Origin of the sequence: Erythrobacter litoralis (assembly GCF_029760855.1) — a bacterium.
In the GTDB taxonomy this organism is placed as follows: Bacteria; Pseudomonadota; Alphaproteobacteria; order Sphingomonadales; family Sphingomonadaceae; genus Qipengyuania; species Qipengyuania litoralis_A.
Window position 1 is genome coordinate 91,934 of the sequence record NZ_SOSI01000007.1, and the last position, 26,309, is coordinate 118,242.

General features: G+C 63.1%; 17 protein-coding genes. 8 read left to right on the forward strand and 9 right to left on the reverse strand.

The window, feature by feature from the left end; all coding sequences use genetic code 11:
• Positions 1–5 precede the first annotated feature (5 nt).
• On the reverse strand, positions 6–704 hold the full coding sequence (locus tag E3U23_RS13060) for a ZIP family metal transporter (RefSeq protein ID WP_279351720.1): 699 nt from the start codon (positions 702–704) through the stop codon (positions 6–8).
• Positions 704–2,086, reverse strand: a complete 1,383-nt coding sequence (locus E3U23_RS13065) for an L-serine ammonia-lyase (protein WP_279351721.1) — start codon at positions 2,084–2,086, stop codon at positions 704–706. Before E3U23_RS13065 ends, E3U23_RS13060 begins: the two co-directional genes overlap by 1 nt.
• A gap of 128 nt (positions 2,087–2,214) precedes the next feature.
• Between E3U23_RS13065 and gyrB the strand changes: the two genes are divergently transcribed.
• Both gyrB and E3U23_RS13075 read left to right on the forward strand, forming a co-directional pair.
• Positions 2,215–4,743 carry a DNA topoisomerase (ATP-hydrolyzing) subunit B gene (gyrB, locus tag E3U23_RS13070; protein ID WP_279351722.1) on the forward strand — a complete coding sequence of 843 codons (2,529 nt, stop codon included), beginning with the start codon at positions 2,215–2,217 and terminating at the stop codon, positions 4,741–4,743.
• Entirely contained in the window at positions 4,736–5,833 is a 1,098-nt protein-coding gene (locus E3U23_RS13075; RefSeq protein ID WP_279351723.1) for an AI-2E family transporter, read from the forward strand. The genes gyrB and E3U23_RS13075 overlap by 8 nt, the downstream gene beginning before the upstream one ends.
• A 98-nt stretch (positions 5,834–5,931) precedes the next feature.
• On the opposite strand, the gene putA is transcribed toward E3U23_RS13075, so the two are convergent.
• The 3 genes from putA to mtnP form a co-directional block, all read right to left on the reverse strand.
• The gene (gene putA, locus E3U23_RS13080) at positions 5,932–9,084 is read right to left on the reverse strand and encodes a bifunctional proline dehydrogenase/L-glutamate gamma-semialdehyde dehydrogenase PutA (RefSeq protein WP_279351724.1); all 3,153 of its coding nucleotides are present in this window, start codon (positions 9,082–9,084) and stop codon (positions 5,932–5,934) included.
• Between the two features lie 75 nt (positions 9,085–9,159).
• Positions 9,160–10,647: a glycerol-3-phosphate dehydrogenase gene (glpD, locus tag E3U23_RS13085; RefSeq protein ID WP_279351725.1), complete on the reverse strand. Its 1,488-nt coding sequence runs from the start codon at positions 10,645–10,647 to the stop codon at positions 9,160–9,162.
• Entirely contained in the window at positions 10,644–11,516 is an 873-nt protein-coding gene (gene mtnP, locus E3U23_RS13090) for an S-methyl-5'-thioadenosine phosphorylase (RefSeq protein WP_279351726.1), read from the reverse strand. The genes glpD and mtnP overlap by 4 nt, the downstream gene beginning before the upstream one ends.
• Positions 11,517–11,683: 167 nt before the next feature.
• Between mtnP and E3U23_RS13095 the strand changes: the two genes are divergently transcribed.
• Complete coding sequence (locus E3U23_RS13095; protein ID WP_279351727.1) at positions 11,684–14,467, forward strand: phosphoenolpyruvate carboxylase; 2,784 nt, start codon at positions 11,684–11,686, stop codon at positions 14,465–14,467.
• Between the two features lie 14 nt (positions 14,468–14,481).
• Here the strand turns inward: E3U23_RS13095 and E3U23_RS13100 are convergent, their stop codons facing one another.
• On the reverse strand, positions 14,482–15,798 hold the full coding sequence (locus tag E3U23_RS13100) for a glycoside hydrolase family 130 protein (protein ID WP_279351728.1): 1,317 nt from the start codon (positions 15,796–15,798) through the stop codon (positions 14,482–14,484).
• Positions 15,773–18,097 (reverse strand): glycosyltransferase family 4 protein, encoded by a 2,325-nt coding sequence (locus tag E3U23_RS13105; RefSeq protein ID WP_279351729.1) that lies wholly within the window; start codon positions 18,095–18,097, stop codon positions 15,773–15,775. The genes E3U23_RS13100 and E3U23_RS13105 overlap by 26 nt, the downstream gene beginning before the upstream one ends.
• A 174-nt stretch (positions 18,098–18,271) precedes the next feature.
• Between E3U23_RS13105 and ileS the strand changes: the two genes are divergently transcribed.
• Genes ileS through E3U23_RS13120 form a run of 3 tightly spaced genes read left to right on the forward strand, consistent with a single transcriptional unit; the run spans position 18,272 to position 22,061 of the window.
• The gene (gene ileS / locus E3U23_RS13110; protein WP_279351730.1) at positions 18,272–21,112 is read left to right on the forward strand and encodes an isoleucine--tRNA ligase; all 2,841 of its coding nucleotides are present in this window, start codon (positions 18,272–18,274) and stop codon (positions 21,110–21,112) included.
• A complete protein-coding gene (gene lspA / locus E3U23_RS13115; RefSeq protein ID WP_279351731.1) occupies positions 21,109–21,648 on the forward strand; it encodes a signal peptidase II in 540 nt (179 codons plus the stop codon). The genes ileS and lspA overlap by 4 nt, the downstream gene beginning before the upstream one ends.
• Positions 21,648–22,061, forward strand: coding sequence for a DUF3035 domain-containing protein (locus E3U23_RS13120; protein ID WP_279351732.1), 414 nt, complete (start codon positions 21,648–21,650; stop codon positions 22,059–22,061). The genes lspA and E3U23_RS13120 overlap by 1 nt, the downstream gene beginning before the upstream one ends.
• Positions 22,062–22,076: 15 nt before the next feature.
• Here E3U23_RS13120 and E3U23_RS13125 read toward each other — a convergent pair whose 3' ends face one another.
• Positions 22,077–23,399: a hemolysin family protein gene (locus E3U23_RS13125; protein WP_279351733.1), complete on the reverse strand. Its 1,323-nt coding sequence runs from the start codon at positions 23,397–23,399 to the stop codon at positions 22,077–22,079.
• 158 nt (positions 23,400–23,557) lie between these two features.
• Between E3U23_RS13125 and E3U23_RS13130 the strand changes: the two genes are divergently transcribed.
• Complete coding sequence (locus tag E3U23_RS13130) at positions 23,558–24,262, forward strand: OmpA family protein (RefSeq protein WP_279351734.1); 705 nt, start codon at positions 23,558–23,560, stop codon at positions 24,260–24,262.
• A gap of 56 nt (positions 24,263–24,318) precedes the next feature.
• Here the strand turns inward: E3U23_RS13130 and E3U23_RS13135 are convergent, their stop codons facing one another.
• Complete coding sequence (locus E3U23_RS13135; RefSeq protein WP_279351735.1) at positions 24,319–25,107, reverse strand: 3'(2'),5'-bisphosphate nucleotidase CysQ; 789 nt, start codon at positions 25,105–25,107, stop codon at positions 24,319–24,321.
• 117 nt (positions 25,108–25,224) lie between these two features.
• On the opposite strand from E3U23_RS13135, the gene sucC reads away from it, so the two are divergent.
• Positions 25,225–26,309, forward strand: a 1,085-nt coding sequence (gene sucC, locus E3U23_RS13140; protein ID WP_279351736.1) for an ADP-forming succinate--CoA ligase subunit beta, incomplete at its 3' end; no start/stop codon positions are given.

The window sequence follows — 26,309 nt, forward strand, 5'->3', positions numbered from 1 at the left end:
GAGCGTTAACCGCCCCCGAGACTGCCGAGCGCGAACGCCAGAACCGCCCCGCCCGCCGTGGCGATACCCGCAAGCTGGCGATCTTCCCTGAAGGCTTTGGGAAAGACCTCCGTCGCGAGACTTGCAATGACGGCGCCCGCCGCGACGCACCGGATTGCCGCGAGTGTTTCGTCGTTCGCAGTGTCGAGCGCGATGTGTCCGATGATCGCCGCCGCCGACAGCAACGCAGCCGTCGCCGTCCAAAGCCATAACACTTTCGCCTTCGAATGCCCTTTGCCGCGCATGGCCCTTCCGCCGCCTGCCGCCTCAGGCAGGTTGGATAGCAGGATGGAGCCGGCAAGCGCCGCGACCTCCATCGGCCCCGCCCCGATCAAAGCGACGCCAAGCGCCAGGTTCTCCGGAATGCCATCCAGCGTGATCGCGGCGAGAAGACCGCCTCCGGAATCGCCGCCCCATTTTTCGTCGATAAGATAATCGGCCACCGTGAAGACGATGGCACCGGAGAGGACGCCGCCCGCTGCGATCAACAACGAGCTGTTGTCGATCGCAGGCTGGATGAGTTCGCTGGTCACCGAGATCAGCAGTGCGCCGCCGGCCAGCGCGACGAGGAACCCGTCGAGCCAGTCGGGCAATTTGCCGTAGATACCCCACGCCGCCCCCACGATGAGCGCGGCGGAAACCACCGCGACAACGGCGAGCGTCATCAACATTCGATTACGTTGACCGCGAGGCCGCCCTGGCTGGTTTCCTTGTACTTGCTCGACATGTCGAGCCCGGTCTGGCGCATGGTTTCGATCACCTGGTCGAGGCTTACGCTAGCGCCCGCTTCCCGGTGAAGGGCGAGCCGGGCCGCGTTGACCGCCTTGACCGCGCCGATGGCATTGCGCTCGATGCAGGGAACCTGCACGAGACCGCCCACCGGATCGCAGGTAAGGCCAAGATTGTGCTCCATGCCAATTTCCGCCGCGCTGGCGATCTGTGCAGGGCTGCCGCCCCATAGCGCGGCGAGCCCCCCGGCCGCCATCGAGCAGGCGACGCCGACCTCTCCCTGACACCCCATCTCCGCGCCGGAAATGCTCGCACGTTGCTTGTAAAGGAGGCCGATCGCGCCTGCCGTCAGCAGGAAGGTGCGGCGGCTGTCGCGGCAGGGGCTTTCCTCGGCGGTCACGCAGTAGAACCGGATGACCGCCGGGATGATGCCGGCCGCCCCGTTGGTCGGCGCAGTGACGATCCGGCCGCCTGCAGCGTTCTCCTCATTCACCGCCATGGCGTAGCAATTGAGCCAGTCGAACAATTGTTCGCGCTCGTTCGATTGCGGTGTGGCCGATAGCTTGTCCCACAAATCCGGCGCGCGGCGATGCACCTTGAGGCCGCCGGGCAGGATCCCGCGCTGATTAAGGCCGCGTTCGAGGCACTGGTCCATCGCGCCCGCCACCCGGTCGATCCCGGCGAGCGTCTCGTCGCGCGGGCGGACTGCGTCCTCGTTGGCAAGGACGAGGTCGGCGATGGTCAGGGCGGTTTCGCGGCAGGCTGCGAGTAATTCGGCCGCCGATCCGAAATTGTGCGGCACGCTGATGCCCGCATTCACCCGGTCGTCCTTCGGCTTGCGCTTCAATTGTGCTTCCGAGGCTACGAACCCGCCACCCGTCGAATAATAGGTCCGTTCCAGCAGCACGTCGCTTGCATCGTCGAGTGCCACAAGCCGCATGCCATTCGGGTGAAGGTCCGGGATGACGTCGCCGGCCAGCGCGATGTCGCGCCGCGGATCGAACGCTATCTCGTACTGTCCAAGCAGCGATAAGGCGCCCCTCTCGCGAATGTCCGCCAGCGCCGCGGCCGCTTCATCGGGAAACGTCCGGTCGGGTCGGAACCCGGCGAGCCCAAGGATGCTTGCATCGACCGAGCCGTGGCCGACGCCGGTTAGCGCCAACGAACCCTGCAATTCGACATTCACGCGCGCCGCGCGATCGAGCTTGTCGGCCTTCGCCAGCGCACGTGCGAACAGCCGCGCGATCCGCATGGGGCCGACCGTGTGGGAGGACGACGGGCCGATCCCGATCCGGAAGATATCGAGTATGGAAAGCATCGGCGCGGGATGCGCGTTTGCGTAGGGTAAATCAACCGGTTGCACGCGTAACCGGGCGTCGCTCTGCCTGTGGGTAATGCAAACCTACAAACTTTGGCTTTTGCGCGCTTCCGGCCTATATACTCGGCATGGACGAGAACATGAAAAACGAGGGCGAAAACGCCCCCAAAAAGAACGGTTACGGCGCGGATTCCATCAAGGTGCTGAAAGGCCTCGATGCGGTGCGCAAGCGGCCCGGCATGTATATCGGTGATACCGACGATGGATCGGGCCTCCACCACATGGTGTTCGAAGTCAGCGACAATGCCATCGACGAGGCCTTGGCGGGCCATTGCGACCTCGTCCTGATCGAACTGAACGCCGATGGCAGCGTATCCGTGGAGGACAACGGGCGCGGCATTCCGGTCGATATGCACAAGGAAGAGGGCGTTTCCGCCGCCGAGGTCATCATGACCCAGCTCCATGCAGGCGGCAAGTTCGAGAACACCAGCGACGACAATGCCTACAAGGTCTCGGGCGGCCTTCACGGCGTCGGCGTATCGGTGGTCAACGCGCTTTCGGAATGGCTCGAACTGGTCATCTGGCGCGACGGCAAGGAGCACTGGATGCGCTTCGAGCATGGCGATGCGGTCGAGCCGCTGCGCGTAACCGGCGATGCGCCTCCCGTCGATTTCAACGGCGACGAGGATGGCCTGAAAAAAGGCACACGTGTCACCTTCAAGGCGAGCGAGGAGACATTCAAGAACGTCACCGAATTCGACTTCGAAAAGCTCGAACACCGCTACCGTGAACTCGCCTTCCTCAATTCGGGCGTCCGCATCAAATTGCGCGACAAGCGGCACGAGGAACCGCTGGAACATGATCTGTTCTACGAAGGCGGGATCGCGGCCTTCGTCAAGTATCTCGACCGCAACAAGCAGCCCCTGGTTGCCGAGCCGATTTCCGTCTCCGCCGAGAAAGAGGGCATCGGGATCGATGTCGCGCTCGAATGGAACGACAGCTATTACGAGAACGTCCTCACCTTCACCAACAACATCCCGCAGCGCGACGGCGGCACCCACCTTGCCGCCTTCCGCGCTGCGTTGACCCGCACGCTGAACAATTACGCGACCTCCAGCGGCTTGATGAAGAAGGAAAAGGTTAGTCTGTCGGGCGAGGACATGCGCGAAGGCCTGACCGCCATCGTCAGCGTCAAGCTGCCCGATCCCAAGTTCGGATCGCAGACGAAGGACAAGCTGGTATCCTCCGAAGTGCGCCAGCCGCTGGAATCCCTGATGGGCGAGAAGATGAGCGAGTGGCTCGAGGAGAACCCGAACGACGCGAAGGCGATCATCCAGAAGGTGATCGACGCCGCTGCCGCCCGCGAAGCCGCCCGCCGTGCCCGCGAGATGAGCCGCAAGGGCGCAATGAGCGTCGCTTCCCTCCCCGGCAAGCTCGCCGACTGCCAGGATCGCAATCCCGAGAACTGCGAACTCTTCCTTGTCGAGGGCGATTCCGCCGGCGGCTCCGCCAAGCAGGGCCGCGACCGCAAGACGCAAGCGATCCTTCCGCTGAAGGGCAAGATCCTCAACGTCGAGCGCGCGCGGTTCGATCGGATCATCTCTTCGAAGGAAGTCGGCACGCTGATCCAGGCGATGGGCACCGGCTTGCGAGACGAATTCAATCTCGAAAAGCTGCGCTATCACAAGATCGTGATCATGACCGACGCCGACGTCGACGGTGCGCATATCCGCACGCTGCTCTTGACGTTTTTCCACCGCCAGATGCCGGAAATCGTGAAGGCCGGGCACCTCTTCATCGCGCAGCCACCGCTATACAAGGTGACGCGCGGCAAGAGCGAGGTCTATCTGAAGGACCAGCCGGCCTACGATCGCTATCTGATCGAACAGGGCCTCTCGGGCCACCATCTCGAAACCCGCGAAGGCACCATTCCGGCCACCGGGATGCAGCAGCTGGTCGAGCACGGCCTGAGGATGCGCAACCTGCTCGGCTTTGTGCCGCGCAAATACATGACCGACCTTATCGAGGCGATGGCAGTCGCCGGTGCGCTCGATCCCGAAGGTGACCGTGCGGAAGGGCTGAGCCGGGCCGCCGCGCATTTACAGATGGGCGATCCGGAAGCAAAATGGTCCGCAGAGACCGGCGAGGACGGCGTAGTTCGCTTCCACCGCCTGTGGCGCGGCGTGACCGACGTGCATGAGATCGATCCCGCCTTTATGGACAGCGCCGAGGCGCGCAAACTCCATCGCATCGCCGCCGAACATGCCGAGGTCTATGCCGCGCCGGTCCGTCTCGTAAAGGGCGAAAGCGGCGAGGTCGAACAGGTCGATCCCGAATCCGCCGACGAGACCGATGCCGACGCACCCGCCATGGCGGACGATACCGGCATCACTCTGCCCACGCAGCTGCTCGATGCCGTCATGGGTGCGGGGCGCAAGGGCCAGAAGATCCAACGCTACAAGGGTCTTGGTGAAATGAATGCCGAGCAGCTGTGGGAAACCACCCTCGATCCGGACAATCGCGCGCTTCTGCAGGTCAAGGTCGAGGATGCCGACGTGACAGACGAAATCTTCACCCGCCTGATGGGGGATGTGGTCGAGCCGCGCCGCGAATTCATCCAGTCGAACGCGCTGAACGTCGCCAACCTCGATGTCTGACACCTCGCCGCGGATCGATGCGGACAAGCGCGGACAGCCATTGGAGCAGGGCGGATTCCTGCTTTTCCTCGCCTTGGTGACGTTCGCCTTCCTCGTCGTCGTCCTGCCGTTTCTTCAGCCTGTACTCTGGGCGGTGCTGGCTGCAATCATGTTCAAGCCGCTGTTCTCCAGGTTTCTCGCGCTTCGCCCCGGGCACGAAGGGCAGGCGGCGCTGCTGACCCTACTGGTCATCTTCGGGGCGGTCATCGTGCCGGGCATGTTCATCGGCACCGCCGTGGTCGAGGAAGCCGCGCGGCTGGTAGCGATGTTCCGGGACGGCCAGATCGACGTGGCGGAATGGTTCACGCAAGTGATCAACGCCCTGCCGGTACGCATACGCTCGGCAATCACCTCGTCCGGCTGGAACGATCTCGACCTGCTGCAACAGCGCGCGCAGGCTTTGCTGCAGGACAGTCTCGGTCTGATCGCGCAGCAGGCCGTGTCCATCGGCGGCACGGTGTTCGGCTTCGTGCTCGGTTTCGGTATCGCGCTTTATGTGACCTTCTTCCTGCTTCGCGACGGCAAGACTATCGGCGAACAGGTCCTGCGCTGCCTGCCGTTCGAGCGCGGCATCGCCGACCACCTGGGCGAACGCTTCGTCAATATCGTGCGCGCGACAATTAAGGGATCGGTGGTGGTCGGCCTCGCACAAGGGGCACTCGGCGCGCTGACCTTCTGGATCGTCGGCATCCCGTCAGTCCTGCTGCTGGGCGTCATCATGGCGATCGCATCGCTTCTCCCGGCGCTCGGCCCGGCGATCGTCTGGATCCCCGTCGCGATCTACCTCCTCGCCACCGGCGCGATCTGGCAGGGCATCGTCGTGATCGTTTCCGGAGTGGCGCTTATCGGCATGATCGACAATGTCCTGCGCCCTATCCTTGTCGGTCGGGATACGGGCATTCCCGATTGGCTTATCCTCGTGACGACGCTCGGCGGCATCGCCTTGATGGGCCTGTCCGGTATCATCGTCGGCCCGCTCGTCGCCGGTCTCTTCCTCGCGGGCTGGAGCATCCTCGACGAACAACGCGCCCCCGACCGCAATTTCTCCTAACTGCGAGCGGGAGTGCGGCTCCACTATTATCGCGTGCGTTTCACGATGCGGTCACGGCCTCTCTGACCTGCCTTACCTGCGCTAAAAGTACGCCTAGGTCAGCTCGCCAATAGGGTCGCGTTGCCTCCGGCTGCCGTCGTGTCGATGCACACCAGCCGTTCGGTAGCGAAACGGGCGACGTAGTGCGGACCGCCTGCCTTTGGACCGGTGCCGGACAGACCCTCGCCGCCGAAAGGCTGGCTTTCGACCACCGCACCGATCTGGTTGCGGTTCACATAGAAATTGCCGACCCGCGCCCGCGCTTCGATGAAGGCGCGGGTGTCGTCGTTGCGGCTGTGCAGACCGAGCGTCAGGCCGAACCCGGTCGCATTGATCTCATCCATCACCTTGCCGAGATCGCGGCCCTTGAAGCGCGCGATATGCAGGATCGGGCCGAAGTTCTCGCGCTTCAGGTCCGAAATCGATTCGATTTCGATGATCGTCGGCGCGACGTAGCAGCCGACGGAGGCGCCACGATGCAGGCGCCGGCGCCAGACCTGCGCGCTGCCCTTCTTGCGGCGGGCGACGTGCCGTTCGAGCGAGGACTTCGCATCGGGATCGATTACCGGGCCGACATCGGTCGAAAGGTTTTCCGGATTGCCGATCTGCAGCGCTTCGAATGCACCGCGGATCATCTTGACCATCTCGTCGTACACGTCGTCCTGAATGTAGAGGACACGCAGGGCCGAACAGCGCTGGCCACTGCTCTGGAAGGCGCTGCCGACCACATCGCGCGTGACCTGCTCGGGCAGGGCGGTCGAATCGACGATCATCGCGTTCTGCCCACCGGTTTCGGCGATGAATGTGGCAATGCGGCCGTCCCGCGCGGCAAGTCCGCGGTTGATAGCCTGCGCCGTCTGGGTTGAACCGGTGAAAGCGACGCCTGCGATGCGGGTGTCGGAGGTGATCAATTCGCCCACCTCGCCCGCACCCGGCAGAAGCTGGAATGCCTCCTCGGGAATGCCCGCCTGGTGACAGAGCTTCACCGCCAACGCTGCGATAAGCGGCGTCTGTTCGGCAGGCTTGGCGACCACGGTATTGCCGGCGGCAAGCGCCGCGGCCGGCGGGCCGATGAAGATCGCGAGCGGGAAGTTCCAAGGGCTGATGCAGGCGAAGACGCCGCGCCCGTTCAGGGTCAGGCGATTTTCCTCGCCGGTCGGGCCGGGCAGCGGGATCGGGCCGGAGAACTGGCGCCGCGCCTCGACGGCGTAATAACGCAGGAAATCGACTGCCTCGCGCAGTTCGAGCACGGCATCGACCAGCGTCTTGCCGGCCTCGCGCTGGCAGAGCGAAAGGAACTCCTCGGTGTGCTCCTCGAAGAGATCGGCCGCCGCTTCGAGCAGCACGGCGCGCTTCTCTCCGCCCAGCGCATTCCAGCCGGGCTGGATCGCTTCGGCGCGGGTGATTGCTTCCTCGACCTCGAAGTCGAGCGCATCGCGACGCGTGCCAACTTCGGAGGAAAGATCGTGCGGCTTGGTAATCGGCGCGACTTCGCCTTCCTCGTCGGACACGAAAGTCGGCTCGGCCCGCCAGTGCTTGAAGGCGAGCGCCTCCAATCGGTCGATCAGCGGCTCGCGCACGAGCGGATCGGACAAATCGATCCCGGCGCTGTTCACGCGGCCGGGGAAGATGTCTTTCGGCAGCGGAATGGCGGGATTGCGATAGGGCGTCAGCGCCTTCATCTCGGCCACCGGATCGGTCGCCAGATCTTCGGCGGGCACGTCCGCATCTGCCATGCGATTGACGAACGAGCTGTTCGCGCCGTTTTCAAGCAGACGGCGGACCAGATAGGCGAGCAGGTCCTTGTGCGTCCCGGTGGGGGCATAGATGCGCACCATGGTGCGATCGTTACCCTCCATTTTGGCGAGCGCGCCGTAAATGTCCTCGCCCATGCCGTGCAGGCGCTGAAATTCGAACTCGCGCCGTTCGCCCTGCTTCGTCGCCGCCATCGCCTTGATCGCGCCGATCGTATAGGCATTATGTGTGGCGAAGGCGGCATAGATCGCCTCGGGCGCATCGAGCAGGCGTTGCGCGCTGGCAAGGTAGCTCACATCGGTCGCCACCTTGCGCGTGAAGACCGGGAAGTCCTTCAATCCGCCGACCTGCGTCAGCTTGATCTCGGTATCCCAGTACGCGCCCTTCACCAGTCGCACGAACAGCTTGCGATCGTGCTTGCGGGCGAGCCGGACCACCCAGTCGCATAGCGGGACGGAACGCTTCTGATACGCCTGGATGGCAAGGCCGAAGCCTTCCCAGCGGCTGCCGTCGGGCCGTTCGAACAGGCTGGAATCGCGCACCAGCGCCTCGATCAGGTCAAGCGAAAGTTCGAGCCGTTCGGCCTCTTCGGCATCGATGGTGAAATGGATGTTCGCATCGCGCGCCCGGATTGCCAGATCGCGGACCGCCGGCAGCAGGTCGCCGATTGCGAGATCGGCATGAAGGAAGGTGTATTTCGGATGTAGCGCCGACAGCTTGATCGAGATGCCGGGCGATTGCGTCAGCGAGCCGTTGGCTTCGCGCGCCAGCCGGTCGATCGCATCGGCATAATTCTGGCGATAGCGTTCGGCATCGTCATAGGTCATTGCGCCTTCGCCCAGCATGTCGAAGCTGTGAGTTAGGCCCTTGGCGCGTTCCGGCGCGGCGCGCTTCAGAGATTCGTTGATCGTCCGGCCATAGACGAATTGCCCCCCGAGAATGCGCATCGCCTGCAGGGTCGCCTTGCGGATGACGGGTTCGCCCAGCCGGTTGACCGCGCGCTTGAGCGAGGTGCCGAGCCCGCGCCTGGCTTCTTCCGGACGCTCCAGCACTTCGCCGGTCAGCATCAGCGAGAACGTCGCCGCGTTGACGAAGGTGGTGGACCCTTTCCCCATGTGTTCGGACCAGTCGATGTCGCCGATCTTGTCGCGGATCAGCGCATCGGCGGTCGGTGCATCGGGTACGCGCAGCAACGCTTCGGCAAGGCACATCAGCGCAATACCCTCGTCCGTCGCCAGGCCGTATTGATGCAGGAATGCGTCGATCCCGCTCGCCTTCTGCTTGCGGGCGCCCTCGATCAATCTGACGGCGATATCGGACGCATGCTCATGCGTCGGGCCGTCCATGCCGGCCTGTTCGAGCCGTTCGGCCACACACGCATTTTCCTCCGCGCGATAGGCTTGGCGCAGGTCTTTGCGGGTAATGGGCGAGAGGTGGGCTGGATCGTGCAGGGCCATGCGACTCCGGTCGGTTCGAGGAAGGCAATTGTTCCACTTGGCCCCCAACCGGTGCGCTTTCAACCATTGTAGCGTCTAGTTTTTCCGCTCGAACCAGTCGGCTACTTTCGCCTGCTCCTCGAACGGCAGATGAAGACCGAGCTTGCTGCGTCGCCACAACACGTCTTCCGCCGTGCAGGCATATTCGTGATCGACGAGATAGCGCAATTCCGCCTCGTACAGATCGCCGCCCAGATGCTCGCCGAGATCGCTGAGCGAAGCGGCATGACCTATGAGGGGCTCCATGAGTGTCCCATAGGCCCGGGCGAGACGCAGGAGGGTTTCGGGCGGCAACCAATCCCACCGCTCGCTCGCGCGCCAGAGGAACTGCGCGAAGTCGGCTTCCGGCATGTCGCCGCCGGGCAGCGGCGCGCCCTTCGTCCATTCGCCGCCCGGTACTTTCATCGCCTTGCCGAGCTTTGCCAGCGCATGTTCCGCAAGCTTGCGATAGGTGGTGATCTTGCCGCCATAGATCGACAGGATCGGCGCCCCGCCTTCCTGTTCCAACTCGAAGACGTAATCGCGCGTGACGGTCGAATTGCTCGCCGCATTATCTTCGTAAAGCGGGCGCACGCCGGCATAGGTCCGTACGATTTCGTCGTCGGCGATCGGGCTGCGGAAATAGCGCGAGGCGGATTCGCGAAGATAGACCCGCTCTTCTTCACTGATGGCGACCATGTCTAGATCGCCGTCGTAAAGCTGGTCGGTCGTGCCGATCAGGGTGAAATCCCGCTCGTAGGGAATGGCGAAGACGATGCGTTTGTCGGGCTGCTGGAACAGATAGGCGTGTTCGCCAGGATAGGCGCGGGTGACGATGATGTGACTGCCCTTAACCAGCCGCAGATGCGACGGCGTTCCCTGCCCGAGCGCGGTCTTCGCCACCCGGTCGACCCATGGCCCCGCCGCATTGACGATTGCCCGCACTTCCACAGTCCGCTCAACAAGACCGGAACGGAGGCGGGCGGTCCAGCGGTCTTTACCACGCTTCAGTCCGACACAGGCGGTACGTGTAGCGATGGCTGCGCCTCGCGCCTCGGCATCCATCGCGCTCAGCACGACGAGGCGGGAATCCTCGACCCAGCAGTCGGAATACTCGAACCCCTTCGCTAGCACATCCTGCAAGGTTCCCCTATGCGGCGGTTCGCGCAGATCGACCCGGCCCGAGCGCGGCAACGTGCCCTTGCCGCCGATCCGGTCGTACAGCGCAAGGCCGAGCCGCAACATCCATTGCGAGCGCATGCCTTCCATATGCGGCATCACGAAGCGCAGTGGCCAGATGATATGCGGCGCGGCCTTCAGCAACACCTCGCGTTCGCGGAGCGCCTCGGCGACCAGCCGGAACTCCCATTGTTCCAGATAGCGCAGCCCGCCATGCACCAGCTTGGTACTGGCAGAGGACGTGTGGGCGGCCAGATCGTCCTTCTCGACCAGCAGGACCGACAGGCCCCGGCCCGCCGCATCGCGTGCGATCCCGGCCCCGTTGATCCCGCCGCCGACGACCAAAAGATCGTAGCTCTCGCTCATTGATAGCGGAACAGCCTTCCCGCCACCGCATCGAGCTTGGTCATCAATTCCTTGTCATGATGTTCGGGCGCGGTGATGACCGCATCATCGAGCGCGCGGTCGATCGGCGAGGGATTGCGCTTTTTGGGCAGGCCCTTGCAGAATGCTTCGACCGCCTTCTTCGCCAGCTCGGAATTACGCTGCATCTGTTCGATGATGACGCTGACATCCACCGCCGCCTCGCCCTCGCGCCAACTGTCCCAGTCAGTCACCATGGCGAGGAGCGCGTAGGGCAGCTCGGCTTCGCGGGCGAGCCTGGCTTCGGGCATGCCGGTCATCCCGATGACTTCCGCGCCCCAGTGCCGATAGAGCCGACTTTCTGCGCGGGTTGAGAACTGCGGCCCCTCCATCGCGAGATAGGTCGCGCCTTCGGTCACATCACCACCCGCCGTCTCGACCGCGTTGGCGGCGAATTTCGACAGGCGGGCGCAGACCGGATCGCCCATCGAGACATGCGCGACGAAGCCGCTGTCGAAAAAGCTCGATGGGCGTCCCTTGGTGTTGTCGATGAATTGGTCGACCGTGACGAAGCGGCCCGGCGGCAGGTCTTCGGCCAGCGATCCCACCGCGCTGATGGCGAGGACATCGGTGCAGCCGGCGCGTTTTAGCGCATCGATATTGGCACGGGCGTTCACCTTGGACGGAATTAGCGGATGGCCTCGCCCGTGTCGCGGCAGGAAGCGCACGCGGACATGGCCGATCTTGCCGCATAGGATTTCATCCGAAGGTTCGCCCCATGGCGAATTGACCTTGATCCATTGCGCTTCTTCCAGCGCGTCGATCGCATACAGGCCCGATCCGCCGATGATGCCGATGGTCCAGTCGCTCATTATGTGCCCCTCTTTGCGCAACGTCTAATTGGGTGGCGCGCTTTGGAAGCGGTGTAAAGTATCGTCCGCGCAAACCTATTCGTACCGCGCTGCAGCATGGCGGGTTGACAGGGCGGCGCGGTTTCCGGTCTGTCCCTGCCGAACGCAGTTACGGAAAGCGCCATCCCATGTCCGACACTCTCCCCGCCCTAATTACCGTTTCCGCCCTCGAAGAGAGATTGCGCAAACTCCACCAGCGCACCAAGGCGACCCCGCTGTTCAATCCGGTATTCCAGCTCGCGCACGAACTGTCCGGCATGCTGGAAGCGGGCGAGATCGCGCTCGCGGATTTCGAGCGGCTGATCGGCGAACTCGAAGGCCAGTCGCTCGATGCGCGGGCGGAAAAGCTGCGATACCTTGTCTCCCCGGAGAGCGCGAGCCGGCGCTTGGACGATCTGTGTCCCATTGACGGCGATTTCGAACGCTGGCGCGCGCGGTGGGAGCACCCGCATATGCATGTGGTCTTCACCGCCCACCCGACCTTCCTGCTCACGGCTGCGCAGACGAATGCCGTCGCCGAGGCGGCGAGCCATGGCGGCGAGGTGGCTGGGATAGAAGAGGGCGAACGGCCTGCCATCACGCTCGACAGCGAACATGCCGACGCGATGGCGGCGCTCGCCAATGCACAGGATGCGCGCGACCGGATCGTGGAGCGCGCGCTGGCCTGTGCGTCGCAGGACTGGCCCGACCGCTGGCGCGAAATGCAGCCCGAACCGTTCCGCTTCGCCAGCTGGGTGGGCTACGACATGGACGGGCGGACCGACATTACGTGGTACACCTCGATCCGTTTCCGCCTTTCCGAAAAGGCGCAGCGGCTCGCCCGCTATGCCAAAAGCCTCGCAGCGATCGACGAGGGCCACCCCCTCCTCGACACGCTACGCGCCGCGCAGGCGCGGACCGAGCGCAATGTCGAAGATTTCTCCGGCGACCTATCGGATCCTGCGAAGCTGTCCGAAGCAGCCAATCGCCTGACCGACCCGGGCGAAGACAAACTGCTCTCGCTTGCCCCGCTTATCGAACGGCTCGAAAACGAAGCGACGGATGCCGAGCCGGACAGGGCGCGCGGCTTGAAGACGCTCGCCGCTGCGATGCGAGCAGACGGGCTGGGCATGGGCTGGGTGCATTTCCGGGTGAACGCCAAGCAACTTCATAACGCGATCCGCCCGCGCATGGAAAACGGCGACGACCTAGATCTCGGAAGCCGCGGTGCGCTCGCCGCACTGCGCAGCCTGCTTGCCGATGTCGAACCGCTAACCGCGAATTTCGGATCGCTTGCGGTGGAGAGCAGCACGGCGACGCGCCAGTTCCTCGCCATGGCGCAGATTCTCAAGCACATCGACGCCGACACGCCGATCCGGATGCTGATCGCCGAATGCGAACAGCCTGCGACCGTCCTCGCCGCCCTGTATTTTGGGGAATTGTTCGGCATTTCGGACAAGATCGACGTCTCGCCGCTCTTCGAAACTGAGACTGCTCTCGAACACGGGGGCCGCTTCCTAGACGCACTCCTCGCGGAAGAGGCGTTCCGCATTTATGCGAAGAAACGAGGCCGGATCGCGATCCAGACCGGCTTTTCCGACGCGGGCCGGTTCGTCGGGCAAATTCCCGCCAGCCTCGCCATCGAGCGTCTTCAGGGTCGCCTCGCCGAAGCGATGGCGGCCAACGGCCTGACCGATGTCGCCGCGCTGATCTTCAACACCCACGGCGAAGGCATGGGCCGCGGCGCCCATCCTGGGGGTTTCGGCGATCGACTGGAATGGCCGCTGAGCCCTTGGGCACGCCGCCGCTTCGCACGCGCCGGCATCCGCCTCGAACCGGAGGCCAGTTTTCAGGGCGGGGACGGCTACCTGTTCTTCGCGACGCCGGAACTGGCGCTCGCGACACTAATTACCATCGCCGACAGCTCGCCCGCCGCGACCGATCCCGATGCGCCGACCGATCCCTTCTACCGCCGGACCGATCTCAGTCTCGATTTCTATCGTGCGATCAAGGATCATCAGCAGGACCACCTCGAAAGCCGCACCTATTCCCGCGCTATCACCGCCTTTGGTCTCGGCCTTCTCAACACGACCGGAAGCCGCAAATCGCGCCGCCAGTCGGATTTGAGCGCCGATCGCGACATGAACCTGCGACAGATCCGCGCGATCCCGCACAATGCGATCCTCCAGCAGCTGGGCTATCCGGTGAACATCATCGCCGGCATCGGCAGCGCGGCGGAAGGCAATTACGAGGACATTGCGGCACTCCTTTCCGACAGCGCGCGCGGGCGGCAGATCGTGCGACTGGTCCGCGCCTCCAACGCGCTCGCAAGTATCAAGACGGTGGCGGCCTATGGCGAATTGTTCAATTCGGCCTATTGGGCCAGCCGGACCTATCGCGGTTCAGAACCGCAGCTGGCACGGCCATGCGAGGCGCTGGCCGAATATCTTATCAAGGACGATCGCAACGGCGTGTTCCGCCGCCTTGCCTCGCGCCTGCGCGTCGACGGGCTCAAGCTGCACCGCCTGCTCGACCAGATCGCGGACGAGACCCCGCATCCCGAACGCGAGAGCGTGCGCCGCAATATCGGGGTGTTGCAGGCCTTACGTCTCGCGCTGCTGCAGCACATGTTCCTGAAAGCCATCTCCGTTCCTGCCTTCAGCCGCGCCAACGACATCAGCCGCACCGACGTGTTGGAAATGGTCTTCACTTTGCGGATCGACGACGCGCTCGCCCAGCTTCGCCGCGCCTATCCGACGGAATTTGCGCGGAAGAGCGATTTCGCGCTGGACGAGGAGGGCGAATACCCGATTGGCGAAGGCGAGGGCTATGCAGCGATCCGCAAGACCTATGTCGAGCCGATAGAGGAAGCCTACGATCTTACCCTGCGCATCTCGACCGCCGTCGCCAACATATTCGGCGCGCACGGGTAGGGTGGCGGTTCTCGTTACACGAGGAAGTCGATGAGTTCGTTTACCGTCGTGGTGGCAAAACCTACGGCGCTATCGGAAATGCCGTAAGGAATGAGAAGGTCCTCATCGCCGACCTTCAGCATTCCGCAGGTATAGACGACGTTGGGAACATACCCCGCACGGTCCGCATCAACTGCAGTAAGGATCGGTTTCGGCGAGCGGGCGATGACCTTGGACGGATCTTCGAGATCCAGCAGCGCACAGCCGAGCGCATATTTGCGCATCGGGCCGACGCCGTGCGTGAGCAGGAGCCAACCGGCATCGGTTTTCACGGGGCTGCCGCAATTGCCGATCTGAATGAATTCCCAGGGATATTCAGGTTCCATCAGCAAGGTGCCCTCACCTTCCCAGCGCTCCAATTCATCGGATTTGAGCAAGAACAGGTTCTTGCCGTCCTGCCGTCCGATCATCGCGAACTCACCGCCAATTTTCTCGGGAAAGAGGGCCATACCCTTGTTGCGCGCCGCCCCGCCGGCAATGGGTTCGAGTAAGAATTCCTTGAAATCACGGGTTCGCAGCAATTCCGAACGGATCGTCGATCCGGAATAGGCGGTATAGGTGCCGATGAACTCGTAATCGCCATCGCCATGATCGAACCGGACCAGACGCAGGTCCTCGAGACCATTGCGCTGTTGTTCGGTGATCGGAAAGATGACCGTGTTCGACAAGGTAGAATCGCGATGGCGATGGACGGTGACCCCGGCATCGCTATCCGTAAGGGTCTCATCCTCCAGTTCGACCGAAGTGGCGAACGCGCTTTGCGGCCAGAGCTCGAATTGGCCGCCGGGGTGCATGATGCCTTCCCGGAAGGCGATCGAACTGATGTGTCCCTCGCCCACGGCCCGCAGAGACATGACGAAGCGGCAGGCGCCGCCTTCCATGCCCGACTGATCGGGATGCGGTACGATCGAAGGGTTCATCAAAGCGGCGGCGGAATAGGTATATTCGTGACAGAAATACGCCCCGATCAGGCGCTTCCGCTCCTCGGAGAAGTCCTCGTCGTGCAAATCCATGGCATGTTCGACTTCGGCGAACCGATCGGCGAACATGGTGTCGGTCTGCCAATGGCGGGCCTGGAAATCCGCTTGGACAGCATGATACTCGCGCGAGACTTCTGCCTCGTTCAATGCCGCGATGTCACGGATGAGCCGCTGCGCCCGTCCGCCTTCAGCCTTTCGCGATTGCCATCCCAAGTGAAACGGCCGCAGCACGACCCGGGACGGATCGGCATGCAGGCGCGCTTCAGAAATCGTCAGCGGACTGGAGCTAAACGCGCCCTGAGACGTCAACACGATTTTGCTCTCCCGTCTTGGCACTCGGCGGTCCTGCCGAATGAATGCCATAATCCACTATTCTTAACATCGAATAATGGGAGAGATGAAAAGCAAGAATGGATTCTGCTCCACAGTTTTCGTTTGTACCGCGGGGTGTAACCCCGTCGCGACACCGCCCGCTGTCGAGATCGGCGAGTACTGCACCGCGATCGTTCGCGCCGAAGAACCATTGCCATGCTCGCGTAGCGTGATCGCGCCAGGCGACATCGGCAGTCGCATCGTATGCAATGCAGGCCGCTTCGATGGCAGCTTGCGCTTCGAGCGGTTGCTGATCGAACGGCATGCGCTCAAATTCGGTGTCGAAGCTGTCCGAACCGATCGGACGAAAATGCCCTTCCGCCGAAGTCTGCTGCGCCGAAATCCATTTCAGGGTGTCCAACCCGATCTCGCGTGCCTCTTCGTCGCCCAGGATACGTGCCGCTTCAAGCAAGGCCTGACAGAGCCGGGGGTTATCGTACCCAAGCACCGCTTCGAACCACGCCCAATCGGGTCTGCGGCCTGCAGTAAAAAGGCGCTTGAGGAGGTCGGCGCCATCGCGGAGACAGTCTAGCGATATTCCATGCTCCGGATCTCTTTCGAGGTAGGACGCCGCGCCCAGCATGGTGAAGGCGACTGCGCGGGGCGAACCCATGTCGAGCATGTGCGGCAAGACCTTGACGAACCACCGACCGGCCCATTCGCGAAGGTCGGCATCGGGGGCGTGCGCAGCGCAATTGCCGAGGGCCCAGACGGCACGTCCGTTGGAATCCTCCGAGCCGATATCTTCGCACCACTGCCGGTCGTAGGCCATGAAATTACGGAACGCCTTTTTATCGTCGTTCCATGCCGACTGAATGAACGACGCGAAATGACCAGCATGCAGCATGCGGTCTTCGTCCGAGATATCGTCCAGTGCGATTATAAGGCTGAGCGCTCTAGCATTGTCGTCGAGGCAGTAGCCATGATTGCGATCGGGTACGATGCCGATACCGTGTTGAAGCATCCCCGTATCGTCACACATGGCGAGAAAACCTGCGGGGTTCGGCGCTTTCGCAACCGGCGCCCGCGCGTGCGAACCGGCGGCGGCCTCGCGCACCAGATCGGCGGCGCGACGCGCGAATTCAGGCCAGATCGTCTCGCGCCCTTTGGCATAGGCCCGCCGCTGCAGTTCGGAGAGGCGATCACGATCGTCGAGCAAGTCGATGACCGCATCGGCGATTGCATCGGAATCATCCGGCTCGATCAACAAGCCCACATCATCCGCCAGCAATTCGCGCGCATGGACATAAGGCGATGATACTACGGCCTTGCCCAGCGCCACGGCATAGCTCAGCGTCCCGGAGGTTGATTGCTGGAGGTTGGGGTAAGGCGTGAGATAGATATCGCACGCTTCCAACTGATCGAGCAGTTCATCGGTATCGAGGAAGCGATCATCCCAATCGACGTGGCGCGAAACACCGAGATCCTCGGCCAAAGCTATCAACCGTTCGCGATATGCTTCGCCATCCTGCGCGACAAGATTGGGATGCGTCGCACCGACAATGCGGTACAGAACCTGCGGATGCTTTTCCGCGATACGCGGCAGGGCCTCAATCACGCGTTCAAGCCCTTTGCCAGGTCCCAGCAAGCCGAACGTCGTCAAAACGTCACGGCGCTCAAGCCCGAGCATTTCCTTGAACGCATTCTGCCGTCCGAACGGACGATCCGGTGCGCCATGCGGAATGACCCGAACGATCTCGTTCGGTGCACCATATTGCGTAGCCAGCAATTCCCGCGAATGCTCCGACATCACCATGATCCGCGAGGCACGGGCGACCAGGTGCTCGAGAATGCGTCGTTGGTTGGGCGAAGGATCGGTCAGAACGGTGTGGAGGGTTACGACAAGCGGGGCGGCAATCCGATCCACCAGATCGCATACCATCTCACCGTCGGGGCCGCCGAAGATGCCGTATTCGTGCTGCAACCAGACGGTGTCGACCTTCGAAGCATTGATCGATTTTGCTGCACTGCGATATTCTTCGGTCGAACTGCGTAAAACGGTGCGGACGCCCGAACCGTATTGCGCCTGCGTTTCGGCATCGCACAACGCATAGACCAATGTATTCACTTCGGACTGGTGAATCGCGAGTTGCTCGACCAAGTCATTGGTAAATGTGGCGATCCCGCATTTGAGCGGCGGGAAATTCCCGATCAGCGCTACCGAGCTATCGGCACTGGTCGAGTTGCTCGAACCAACCAAAGAGATGGGTGCCGGGCTTTTGAATGTGCGTTTGATCACAAGGCGCCTCGTTAACGGAAAATCAACTTGGTCTACGAGCGGAATATGGGTTCGTTCCGCATTGCAACATAAGTTAGGCTACGCATGTCCCATAGCGGGATCGGCGGACTGAGGATGATGACCCGCGCACGCCTATTTGCAGCGCGTCGCCAAGCGGCTAAGGCGCGCGGCGACATGTCAGAACAGCGCGACTATAAAGACACGGTCTTCCTGCCGAAGACCGATTTCCCCATGAAAGCCGGCCTTCCGCAGAAGGAGCCGGGCATTCTTGCGCGCTGGCAGGAACAGGGGTTGTACGAAGAACTGCGGCGCGAGCGGAAGGGCCGCGAGAAGTTCATCCTTCACGACGGCCCGCCCTATGCCAATGGCGACATGCATATCGGCCATGCGCTGAACCGTATCCTGAAGGACATGGTTGTGCGCAGCCAGACGCTGTTGGGCAAGGATGCGCCCTTCGTACCCGGCTGGGACTGCCACGGCCTGCCGATCGAATGGAAGGTCGAGGAACAGTACCGCAAGAAGAAGCGCGACAAGAAAGAGGTGCCGCCGGCCGAATTCCGCGCCGAATGCCGCGAATACGCTGCGAAATGGGTCGATGTGCAGCGCGAGCAGTTGAAGCGCCTCGGCTTGATGGCGGATTTCGACAATCCGTACCTCACCATGCAGTTCGAGAGCGAGGCGACTATCGTTGCCGAGCTGATGAAGTTTGCCGAGGCCGGCAATCTCTATCGCGGATCGAAGCCGGTGATGTGGTCGCCGGTCGAAGAAACCGCGCTGGCCGAAGCCGAGGTCGAATACGAGGACATCACCTCGACCCAGATCGACGTGGCTTTCGAGATCGTGGAATCGCCGATCGAGGAACTGGTCGGCGCGCATGCGGTGATCTGGACCACGACGCCGTGGACGATCCCGGTGAACCAGGCTTTGGCCTATGGGCCGGATGTCGATTACTCGTTGTTCGAAATCAAGACCGGTGAAATCGATGGCAAGCCAGAACTAGAGCGGTGGCGGGGGAGGCAATTGCTGGTCGCGACCGAGCTTGTCCCCTCCTTTCTTAAGCGTATCGGCTGTGAATTCGACAACAGTGATACGGTGCAAACCTATTTTAAAGGTGGTGCTTCACTCGCTGGAGCCCTCGCCCGCCACCCGATGCATCACCTCGGCGGGTTCTACGCCCAGCCGCGTCCGCTGCTCGCGGGTGATTTCGTCACCACCGACAGCGGTACGGGTCTCGTCCACATGTCGCCCGACCATGGCGAGGACGACTTCCTGCTTTGCCGCGAGCACGGCATCGAGCCGCAATTCGCCGTCATGGGCGACGGGCGCTATCGCGACGACTGGCCATGGCTGGGCGGCGACGACGAGCGCCGCCGTGCGGTGATCAACAAGCAGTTCAACGCGCCCGACGGTCCGATCTGTTCAGACTTGCGAGAAGCGGGCGCGCTACTGTCGGCAAGCGACGATTACCAGCATTCCTATCCGCATAGCTGGCGTTCGAAAGCCAAGATCATCTATCGCTGCACGCCGCAATGGTTCGTGCCGATGGACAAGGACGGCACCACGCCCGATGGCAAGACGCTGCGCGAAACCGCGGTGTCCGAAATCGAGCGGGTAAAGTTCTATCCCGAAAAAGGTCGCCGCCGCATCGGGTCGATGGTCGAGGGTCGGCCCGACTGGGTGCTCAGCCGCCAGCGCGCATGGGGCGTGCCGATCACCTTGTTCGTGCGCAAGGACGGCAGCTACCTGCAGGACCCCGCCGTGAACGCTCGCGTCGTCGAGGCGATCCGGCAGGAGGGCGTCGATGCCTGGGTCGAAGGCCGCAAGGCCGAGTTCCTCGGCGCGGACCATGATCCGAACGAATTCGAGATGGTCACCGATATTCTCGACGTCTGGTTCGATAGCGGCTGCACCCATGCCTTCACACTGGAAAGCGGGCGCTGGCCCGATCAGCGCTGGCCCGCCGACCTGTATCTGGAAGGCAGCGACCAGCATCGCGGCTGGTTCCAGTCCTCCCTGCTCGAAAGCTCTGCCACGCGGGGCCGCGCGCCCTACGATGCGGTGCTCACCCACGGCTTCACCATGGCGAGCGACGGCAAGAAAATGTCGAAGAGCCTCGGCAACACCATCGATCCGCTTAAGATCATGGAGCAGTACGGGGCCGACATCATTCGCCTGTGGGCGCTGAGTGTCGATTACACCGAGGATCACCGCATCGGCGATGAGATCCTCAAGGGCGTCGGCGACCAGTATCGGCGCCTGCGCAACACTTTCCGCTATCTCCTCGGTGCGCTGGACGGTTTCGTCGGCGACATGGGCGATCCCGGGGAAATTCCGGAGCTGGAAGTCTACATCCTCGCGCTTCTCGCCGAACTCGACGGCAAGCTGCGGGCCGCGATCGAGACCTACGATTTCGACGCCTATATCCGCAGCCTCGTCGATTTCTGTAACGAAGACCTTTCCGCCTTCTTCTTCGATATCCGCAAGGATGCGCTCTATTGCGACGGGCCCGACTCGACCCGCCGTAACGCGTATCGCACCGTGCTCGATATCCTGTTCCACGCGCTGGTCCGCTATGCCGCCCCGGTGCTTGTATTCACGGCGGAGGAGGTTTGGACGACGCGCTATCCGGACGGCGGCAGCGTTCATCTGCTCGAATGGCCGCAGGTTCCCGGCGTTACTGCCGATGGCGCGCGCTGGGCGAAGCTGCGCGACTTGCGCGAGCGCGTGACCGAAGCGATCGAGCCGCTGCGACGCGACAAGACGATCCGCTCCAGCAACGAAGCCGCGGTAACCGTGCCTGCCGCCGCCGTGCCGGAAGGCTTCAGCGACGCCGACCTCGCCGAATTGTTCATCACCGCGTCAGTGACCCGCTCCGATAGCGACGAAGTGACCGTCACCCGTTCTCCGGAGGCCAAATGCGGCCGCTGCTGGCGCCTGCTGCCGTCCGTGCCCGAGGACGGCGCGCTGTGCGACCGGTGCGAAAGCGTGGTCGCCGACATGGATGCGGCGGCATGAGCCCGGTCCTGCGCAACCGCCTGATCGGCGTCGCCCTCGCCTTCGGAATTTTCGGAATCGACCAATGGGTGAAGTGGCACATCCTGTGGACGCTGCGCCTGCGTGATCGCGGCGTCATCGATCTGCTGCCCTTCTTCGACCTTCGCTGGACGCAGAATTTCGGCGTCTCGCTCGGCATGTTCGAGGCGACCAGCATGGAAACACGCTGGCTGCTCGTCCTAGTCACCGCCGCAATCGCGCTGGTCGTCACCATATGGATGCTGCGCGAAACCAAGCTGGGCGACATACTGGGTCTTGCCCTGATCCTCGGCGGCGCGCTCGGCAACATCAAGGATCGCTACGAACTCGGCTATGTCATTGACTATGCCGACTTGCATTTCGGGGACTTTCGCCCCTTTCTCATCTTCAACATCGCCGATGCCGCCATCACCATCGGCGTCGTCATCATCCTTGCCCGTGCGTTCTTCATGCGCAACAGCGAGGTGGACGACTTGATGGACGGCAAACAACCGGCCGACGCCGCGGAGAGCAATTGATGATTACCTTTACCCGCCTCGCCCTTCTGGCCGGCTCCGCCGCCCTCCTTGCCGGATGCGGCAGTGGCGGCTTCCTCAACCGCGACCGGCCCGACGAGTTCGCCGTGCAGCGTCAGGCCCCATTGGTTGTGCCGCCCGACTTCAACCTCACGCCGCCCGCCCCCGGCGCCCCGCGCCCCGCGGAAGGCACGGCGTCCGAACAGGCGCTCGACGTGCTGTTCGGCGGGCCCGCGCAGCGCAGCGGCGTGGAAAGCGGCGCGATCGACCGGGCCGGCGCCGCCGATCCCGGCATCCGCAGTTCGGTCGGCGATGCGGATACGAATACGGTCGCAAAAGGCGGCGTGACCCGCGATATCGTGGCTGCGCCCCAGGGCGACGGTGCCAGCGCGCAGGCGGTTATTCCCGACAACTGATGCGCGGGCGGCGGCTCAGGCGTCGTCGCTTTCGCTGTCCTTGGGTTCGAGCTCCTGTATCAACAGCTTGTCGATCCGGCGGCCGTCCATATCGACGACCTCGAAGCGCCAGCCCTGCTCCTCGAAATACTCGCCCTCGTGCGGCAGCTTCTTGAGCACGGCCAGCGCATAGCCTGCCGCGGTCGCGAACTCGCGGTCTTCTCCGTAATCGAGACCCAGCCGATCGCCGAGCGCATCGGCCGATAGCGATCCGGAAATAAGCAGCGAGCCGTCCTCCCGTTCGACGATGCCGGGCGCATCGTCAGGGTCCTGATCGCTGGCGAAATCGCCGACCAGCGCGGTCAGCAAGTCTACCGGGGTGACGATCCCGTCGAGATGGCCATATTCGTCGTGCACCATCGCCATCGGGATTTCGGCCTGTTGCAGCACCCGCAAGGCGTCTACCGCGTCGAGCTGGTCGGGCACCACCTCCGCCTTCTTCATCATCGATTCCAGCCGGATCGGCTCGCCCGCAACTTGCGCAGCAAGAATATCTCGCACCTTCACGATGCCTAGCACCTTGTCCGCCGTGCCGTCGGCGACCGGCAGCAGGGAATGGGGAGACGATTCGATCTCGGTGCGGATCGTCTCTTCGTCGGAATTGAGGTCGATCCAGTCGACTTCGGTACGCGGTGTCATCACTTCGCGCACAGGGCGCTGGGCCAATCGCACGACGCCCGCGAGCATCTGGTGCTGCTCGTGCTCGATCACGCCATGCCGGGTCGCTTCGGCGAAGAGCATGTGCAACTCCTCCGCGCTGACGGAGCTTTGCCCACCGGGCCGCACGCCGAGCAGGCGGATCAACAACCCGGACGAGGTATCGAGTACCCACACGACCGGCGCGGCAATCTTCGCGAGAACGGCCATCGGCCGTGCCATGAGGATCGCAATGGGCGCGGCCGCACGAAGAGCGACCTGTTTGGGTACCAACTCACCCACCACGAGGCTGAAATAGGTCGTCAGCGCGATCACAACCGCGAAACCGGACTCCGCCGACCAGTCCGCCGGCACTCCGAGTGCGGCCAATCGCTCGCCCACCGGCCCGCCGAGACTTGCCCCGGAATACGCACCGGCGATGATGCCCACCAGTGTGATGCCGATCTGCACGGTCGAGAGGAACTTGCCCGGATTTGCCGCAAGCTCGATCGCCACTTCCGCTCCCGAGCTGCCTTTCTGCTTGGCGGATTGCAGTTGCGCCGTGCGCGCGGAAACGATGGCCAGTTCGCTCATGGCGAAGACGCCATTTAGCAGAATCAGGCCGGCGATGACGAACAGATCGGTCCAGGGGAAGGGTGTCACGCCCCAACCGCTAGCACAAAAGCGCCTCTGTGCCAGCGTAGAGACGGAACACGCAGGGCCGCCGGCAGTTTGTGGGAAGGAAGCGCGAGGTGGGCGCTTTCCCTGCAAGGGTGCAGTTCGAAGACAGAAAGAGCATCCGCGCTTTCGGAGGAATTTTTATGAAGACATCACGTTTCTTTCTCGCCGGCATCTCGGCCGTGGCCCTGCTCGGCACGTCTGCCTGCGTCACCGACCCCAATACGGGCGAGCGCAAGGTTTCGCGCACCGTGCTCGGCGGCGCCGGCGGCGCGATCGCGGGCGGTCTGCTCGGCGGCGTCATTGGCGGCAAGACCGGTCGCATAATCGGTGCGGCTGCCGGCGCGGCAGGCGGCGGTTATGTCGGCTACCGCATGGACCAGCAGATCAAGGAACTGCGCGAGCAGACCGCCGGTTCGGGCGTCGACGTCACCGAAGTCGATGGCGGCGAAGCAATCCTGGTCAACCTGCCCGACGGCGTTACCTTCGCCACGGGAAGCTATACCATCAACCAGACGTTCCGGAACACGCTGGACCGCGTGGCCGAGAACCTCACGCAATATCCCAACAGCCTTATCGACGTGTACGGCTACACCGATTCGACGGGTTCGGACTCGTTCAATCAGCGCCTATCGGAACAGCGCGCGCAAGCGGTGGCGGATTATCTCACCAGCCGGGGCGTCGCAACGTCGCGCATCCGCTGGCAGGGCTTCGGCGAAGATACCCGCTATGCCGTAGGCGACAACAATACCGCGGAAGGCCGCGCGCTCAACCGCCGCGTGGAAATCAAGATCGTTCCGTTCGACCAGAGCGACGTGAATGCGGCGCAGCAGGCGCAAGGCAACTAAGCCGCCCGCATCAGCTAAATGAAGAGGGGTCGGTTCGCCGACCCCTTTTTTACGACCTACCGGTCCGGCGCGGCCAACCGCTCGGCTCGCTCTGCCAGCTTATCGACCGAGGCGGCATGGATGCCGGGTGCACAGGTAATCAACCCGAAGGCGCGCGGGTCGCGCTTGTTGTATTGCAGCTTGTGGCCGAACGCATCGGTAACCGCCGCACCCGCTTCGCGCGCGATCAGTGCGGCCGCGCCGATGTCCCACTCGAAACCCCAGCGCAGGGTTGCTACCAAATCGGCTTCGTCGGCGGCGACCATCGCCACACGCAACGCGATGGAATTGGGCTTGTCGACCATCGAGAGATCGCGATCGACCTTGGGCAGCGAATCGGCCGGCACACGGCTACCTTCGAGAACTGTTCGCTGCGAAGCGGTCAGCGTTTCGCCGTTCCGGGTCGCGCCGACCCCTGCCCGGGCGAGCCACATTTCTTTTCGCGCCGGAGCGCAGAGGATGCCGAACAGCGGCCGTCCCGCCGAAATCAGTGCGACCGACACTGCCCAGCCGGTACGCCCGCGAATGAAATCGCGCGTGCCGTCGATCGGATCGACCAGCCAGATAAGGTCCTTCGCCAGCCGCTGCGGATCGTCGACAGTTTCTTCCGACAGCCAGCCCGCCGCGGGCAACAAGGCGGCCAGTTCGCGCTTCAGGAACACATCGACCGCGAGGTCCGCTTCGCAGACCGGGCTGCCGGGCGTCTTGTCCCAACTTTTCACGGTGTGGCCGGCTCCCGGCCAGAGGCTATGGGCGATCCGTCCCGCTTCGGAGACGATCGATTCGAGGCGATGCTGGTCGATCATGGGGAACGCCGTGCCGCCTGCACCCGAATGCCGGACTTTTCAAGCGCGCCCAGCTATGCTTAGGCCGCAAGCGAACTCCCATCACCAGACGCGTGACGCGCGAAGGACAGTCCCGACATGAATGTGCACGAATATCAAGCCAAGGAATTGCTCGCGAAATACGGCATCGCCATCCCCGCAGGCCGTGCCGCGACCACGGTTGAGGAAGCCGTGGAAGGCGCGAAGAAGCTGCCCGGGCCGCTTTATGTGGTGAAGGCGCAGATCCATGCCGGCGGTCGCGGCAAGGGCACGTTCAAGGAACTCGGGCCCGATGCCAAGGGCGGCGTGCGCCTTTCGAAAAGCATCGAGGACGTCGAAGCCAACGCGAAGGACATGCTCGGCAACACGCTGGTGACGATCCAGACGGGCGACGAAGGCAAGCAGGTCAACCGCCTCTATGTCACCGACGGGGTCGACATCGAAAAGGAATACTACCTTTCGATGCTGGTCGATCGCGCCACCGGACAAGTCGCCATGATCGCATCGACCGAAGGCGGCATGGATATCGAGGACGTCGCCCATGAGACGCCCGAGAAGATCACCACCATCACCATCGATCCTGCGCAGGGCTTCATGCCGCATCACGGCCGTGCTGTGGCCTTTGCGCTGAAGCTTGAGGGTGAAAGCAACAAGCAGGCGCAAAAGCTCGCCAAGCAGCTCTATACCGCGTTCATGGAACTCGACATGGAAATGCTTGAGATCAATCCGCTGGTGGAAGACAAGGACGGCAATCTCTCCGTCCTCGACACCAAGATGAGCTTCGATGGCAATGCGCTCTATCGCCACAAGGATGTGGAAGAGATGCGCGACGAGACCGAGGAAGATCCGGCCGAAGTCGAAGCGAGCGAATACGATCTCGCCTATATCAAGCTCGACGGCAATATCGGCTGCATGGTCAATGGCGCAGGCCTCGCCATGGCGACGATGGACATCATCAAGCTGAACGGCGCTTTCCCGGCGAACTTCCTCGACGTCGGCGGCGGCGCCACCACCGAGAAGGTGACCGCGGCGTTCAAGATCATCCTCAAGGACCCGGCGGTCGAGGGCATCCTCGTCAACATCTTCGGCGGCATCATGAAGTGCGATGTCATCGCCAACGGCATCGTCCAAGCGGCGAAGGACGTGAACCTGTCGGTGCCCCTGGTAGTCCGCCTTGAAGGTAC

Bases quoted from the DNA above. Each gene is read 5' to 3' on its own strand.
- E3U23_RS13060 (WP_279351720.1), bottom strand. From the start codon at position 704: ATGACGCTCGCCGTTGTCGCGGTGGTTTCCGCCGCGCTCATCGTGGGG.
- E3U23_RS13065 (WP_279351721.1), bottom strand. From the start codon at position 2,086: ATGCTTTCCATACTCGATATCTTCCGGATCGGGATCGGCCCGTCGTCC.
- gyrB (WP_279351722.1), top strand. From the start codon at position 2,215: ATGGACGAGAACATGAAAAACGAGGGCGAAAACGCCCCCAAAAAGAAC.
- E3U23_RS13075 (WP_279351723.1), top strand. From the start codon at position 4,736: ATGTCTGACACCTCGCCGCGGATCGATGCGGACAAGCGCGGACAGCCA.
- putA (WP_279351724.1), bottom strand. From the start codon at position 9,084: ATGGCCCTGCACGATCCAGCCCACCTCTCGCCCATTACCCGCAAAGAC.
- glpD (WP_279351725.1), bottom strand. From the start codon at position 10,647: ATGAGCGAGAGCTACGATCTTTTGGTCGTCGGCGGCGGGATCAACGGG.
- mtnP (WP_279351726.1), bottom strand. From the start codon at position 11,516: ATGAGCGACTGGACCATCGGCATCATCGGCGGATCGGGCCTGTATGCG.
- E3U23_RS13095 (WP_279351727.1), top strand. From the start codon at position 11,684: ATGTCCGACACTCTCCCCGCCCTAATTACCGTTTCCGCCCTCGAAGAG.
- ileS (WP_279351730.1), top strand. From the start codon at position 18,272: ATGTCAGAACAGCGCGACTATAAAGACACGGTCTTCCTGCCGAAGACC.
- lspA (WP_279351731.1), top strand. From the start codon at position 21,109: ATGAGCCCGGTCCTGCGCAACCGCCTGATCGGCGTCGCCCTCGCCTTC.
- E3U23_RS13120 (WP_279351732.1), top strand. From the start codon at position 21,648: ATGATTACCTTTACCCGCCTCGCCCTTCTGGCCGGCTCCGCCGCCCTC.
- E3U23_RS13130 (WP_279351734.1), top strand. From the start codon at position 23,558: ATGAAGACATCACGTTTCTTTCTCGCCGGCATCTCGGCCGTGGCCCTG.
- E3U23_RS13135 (WP_279351735.1), bottom strand. From the start codon at position 25,107: ATGATCGACCAGCATCGCCTCGAATCGATCGTCTCCGAAGCGGGACGG.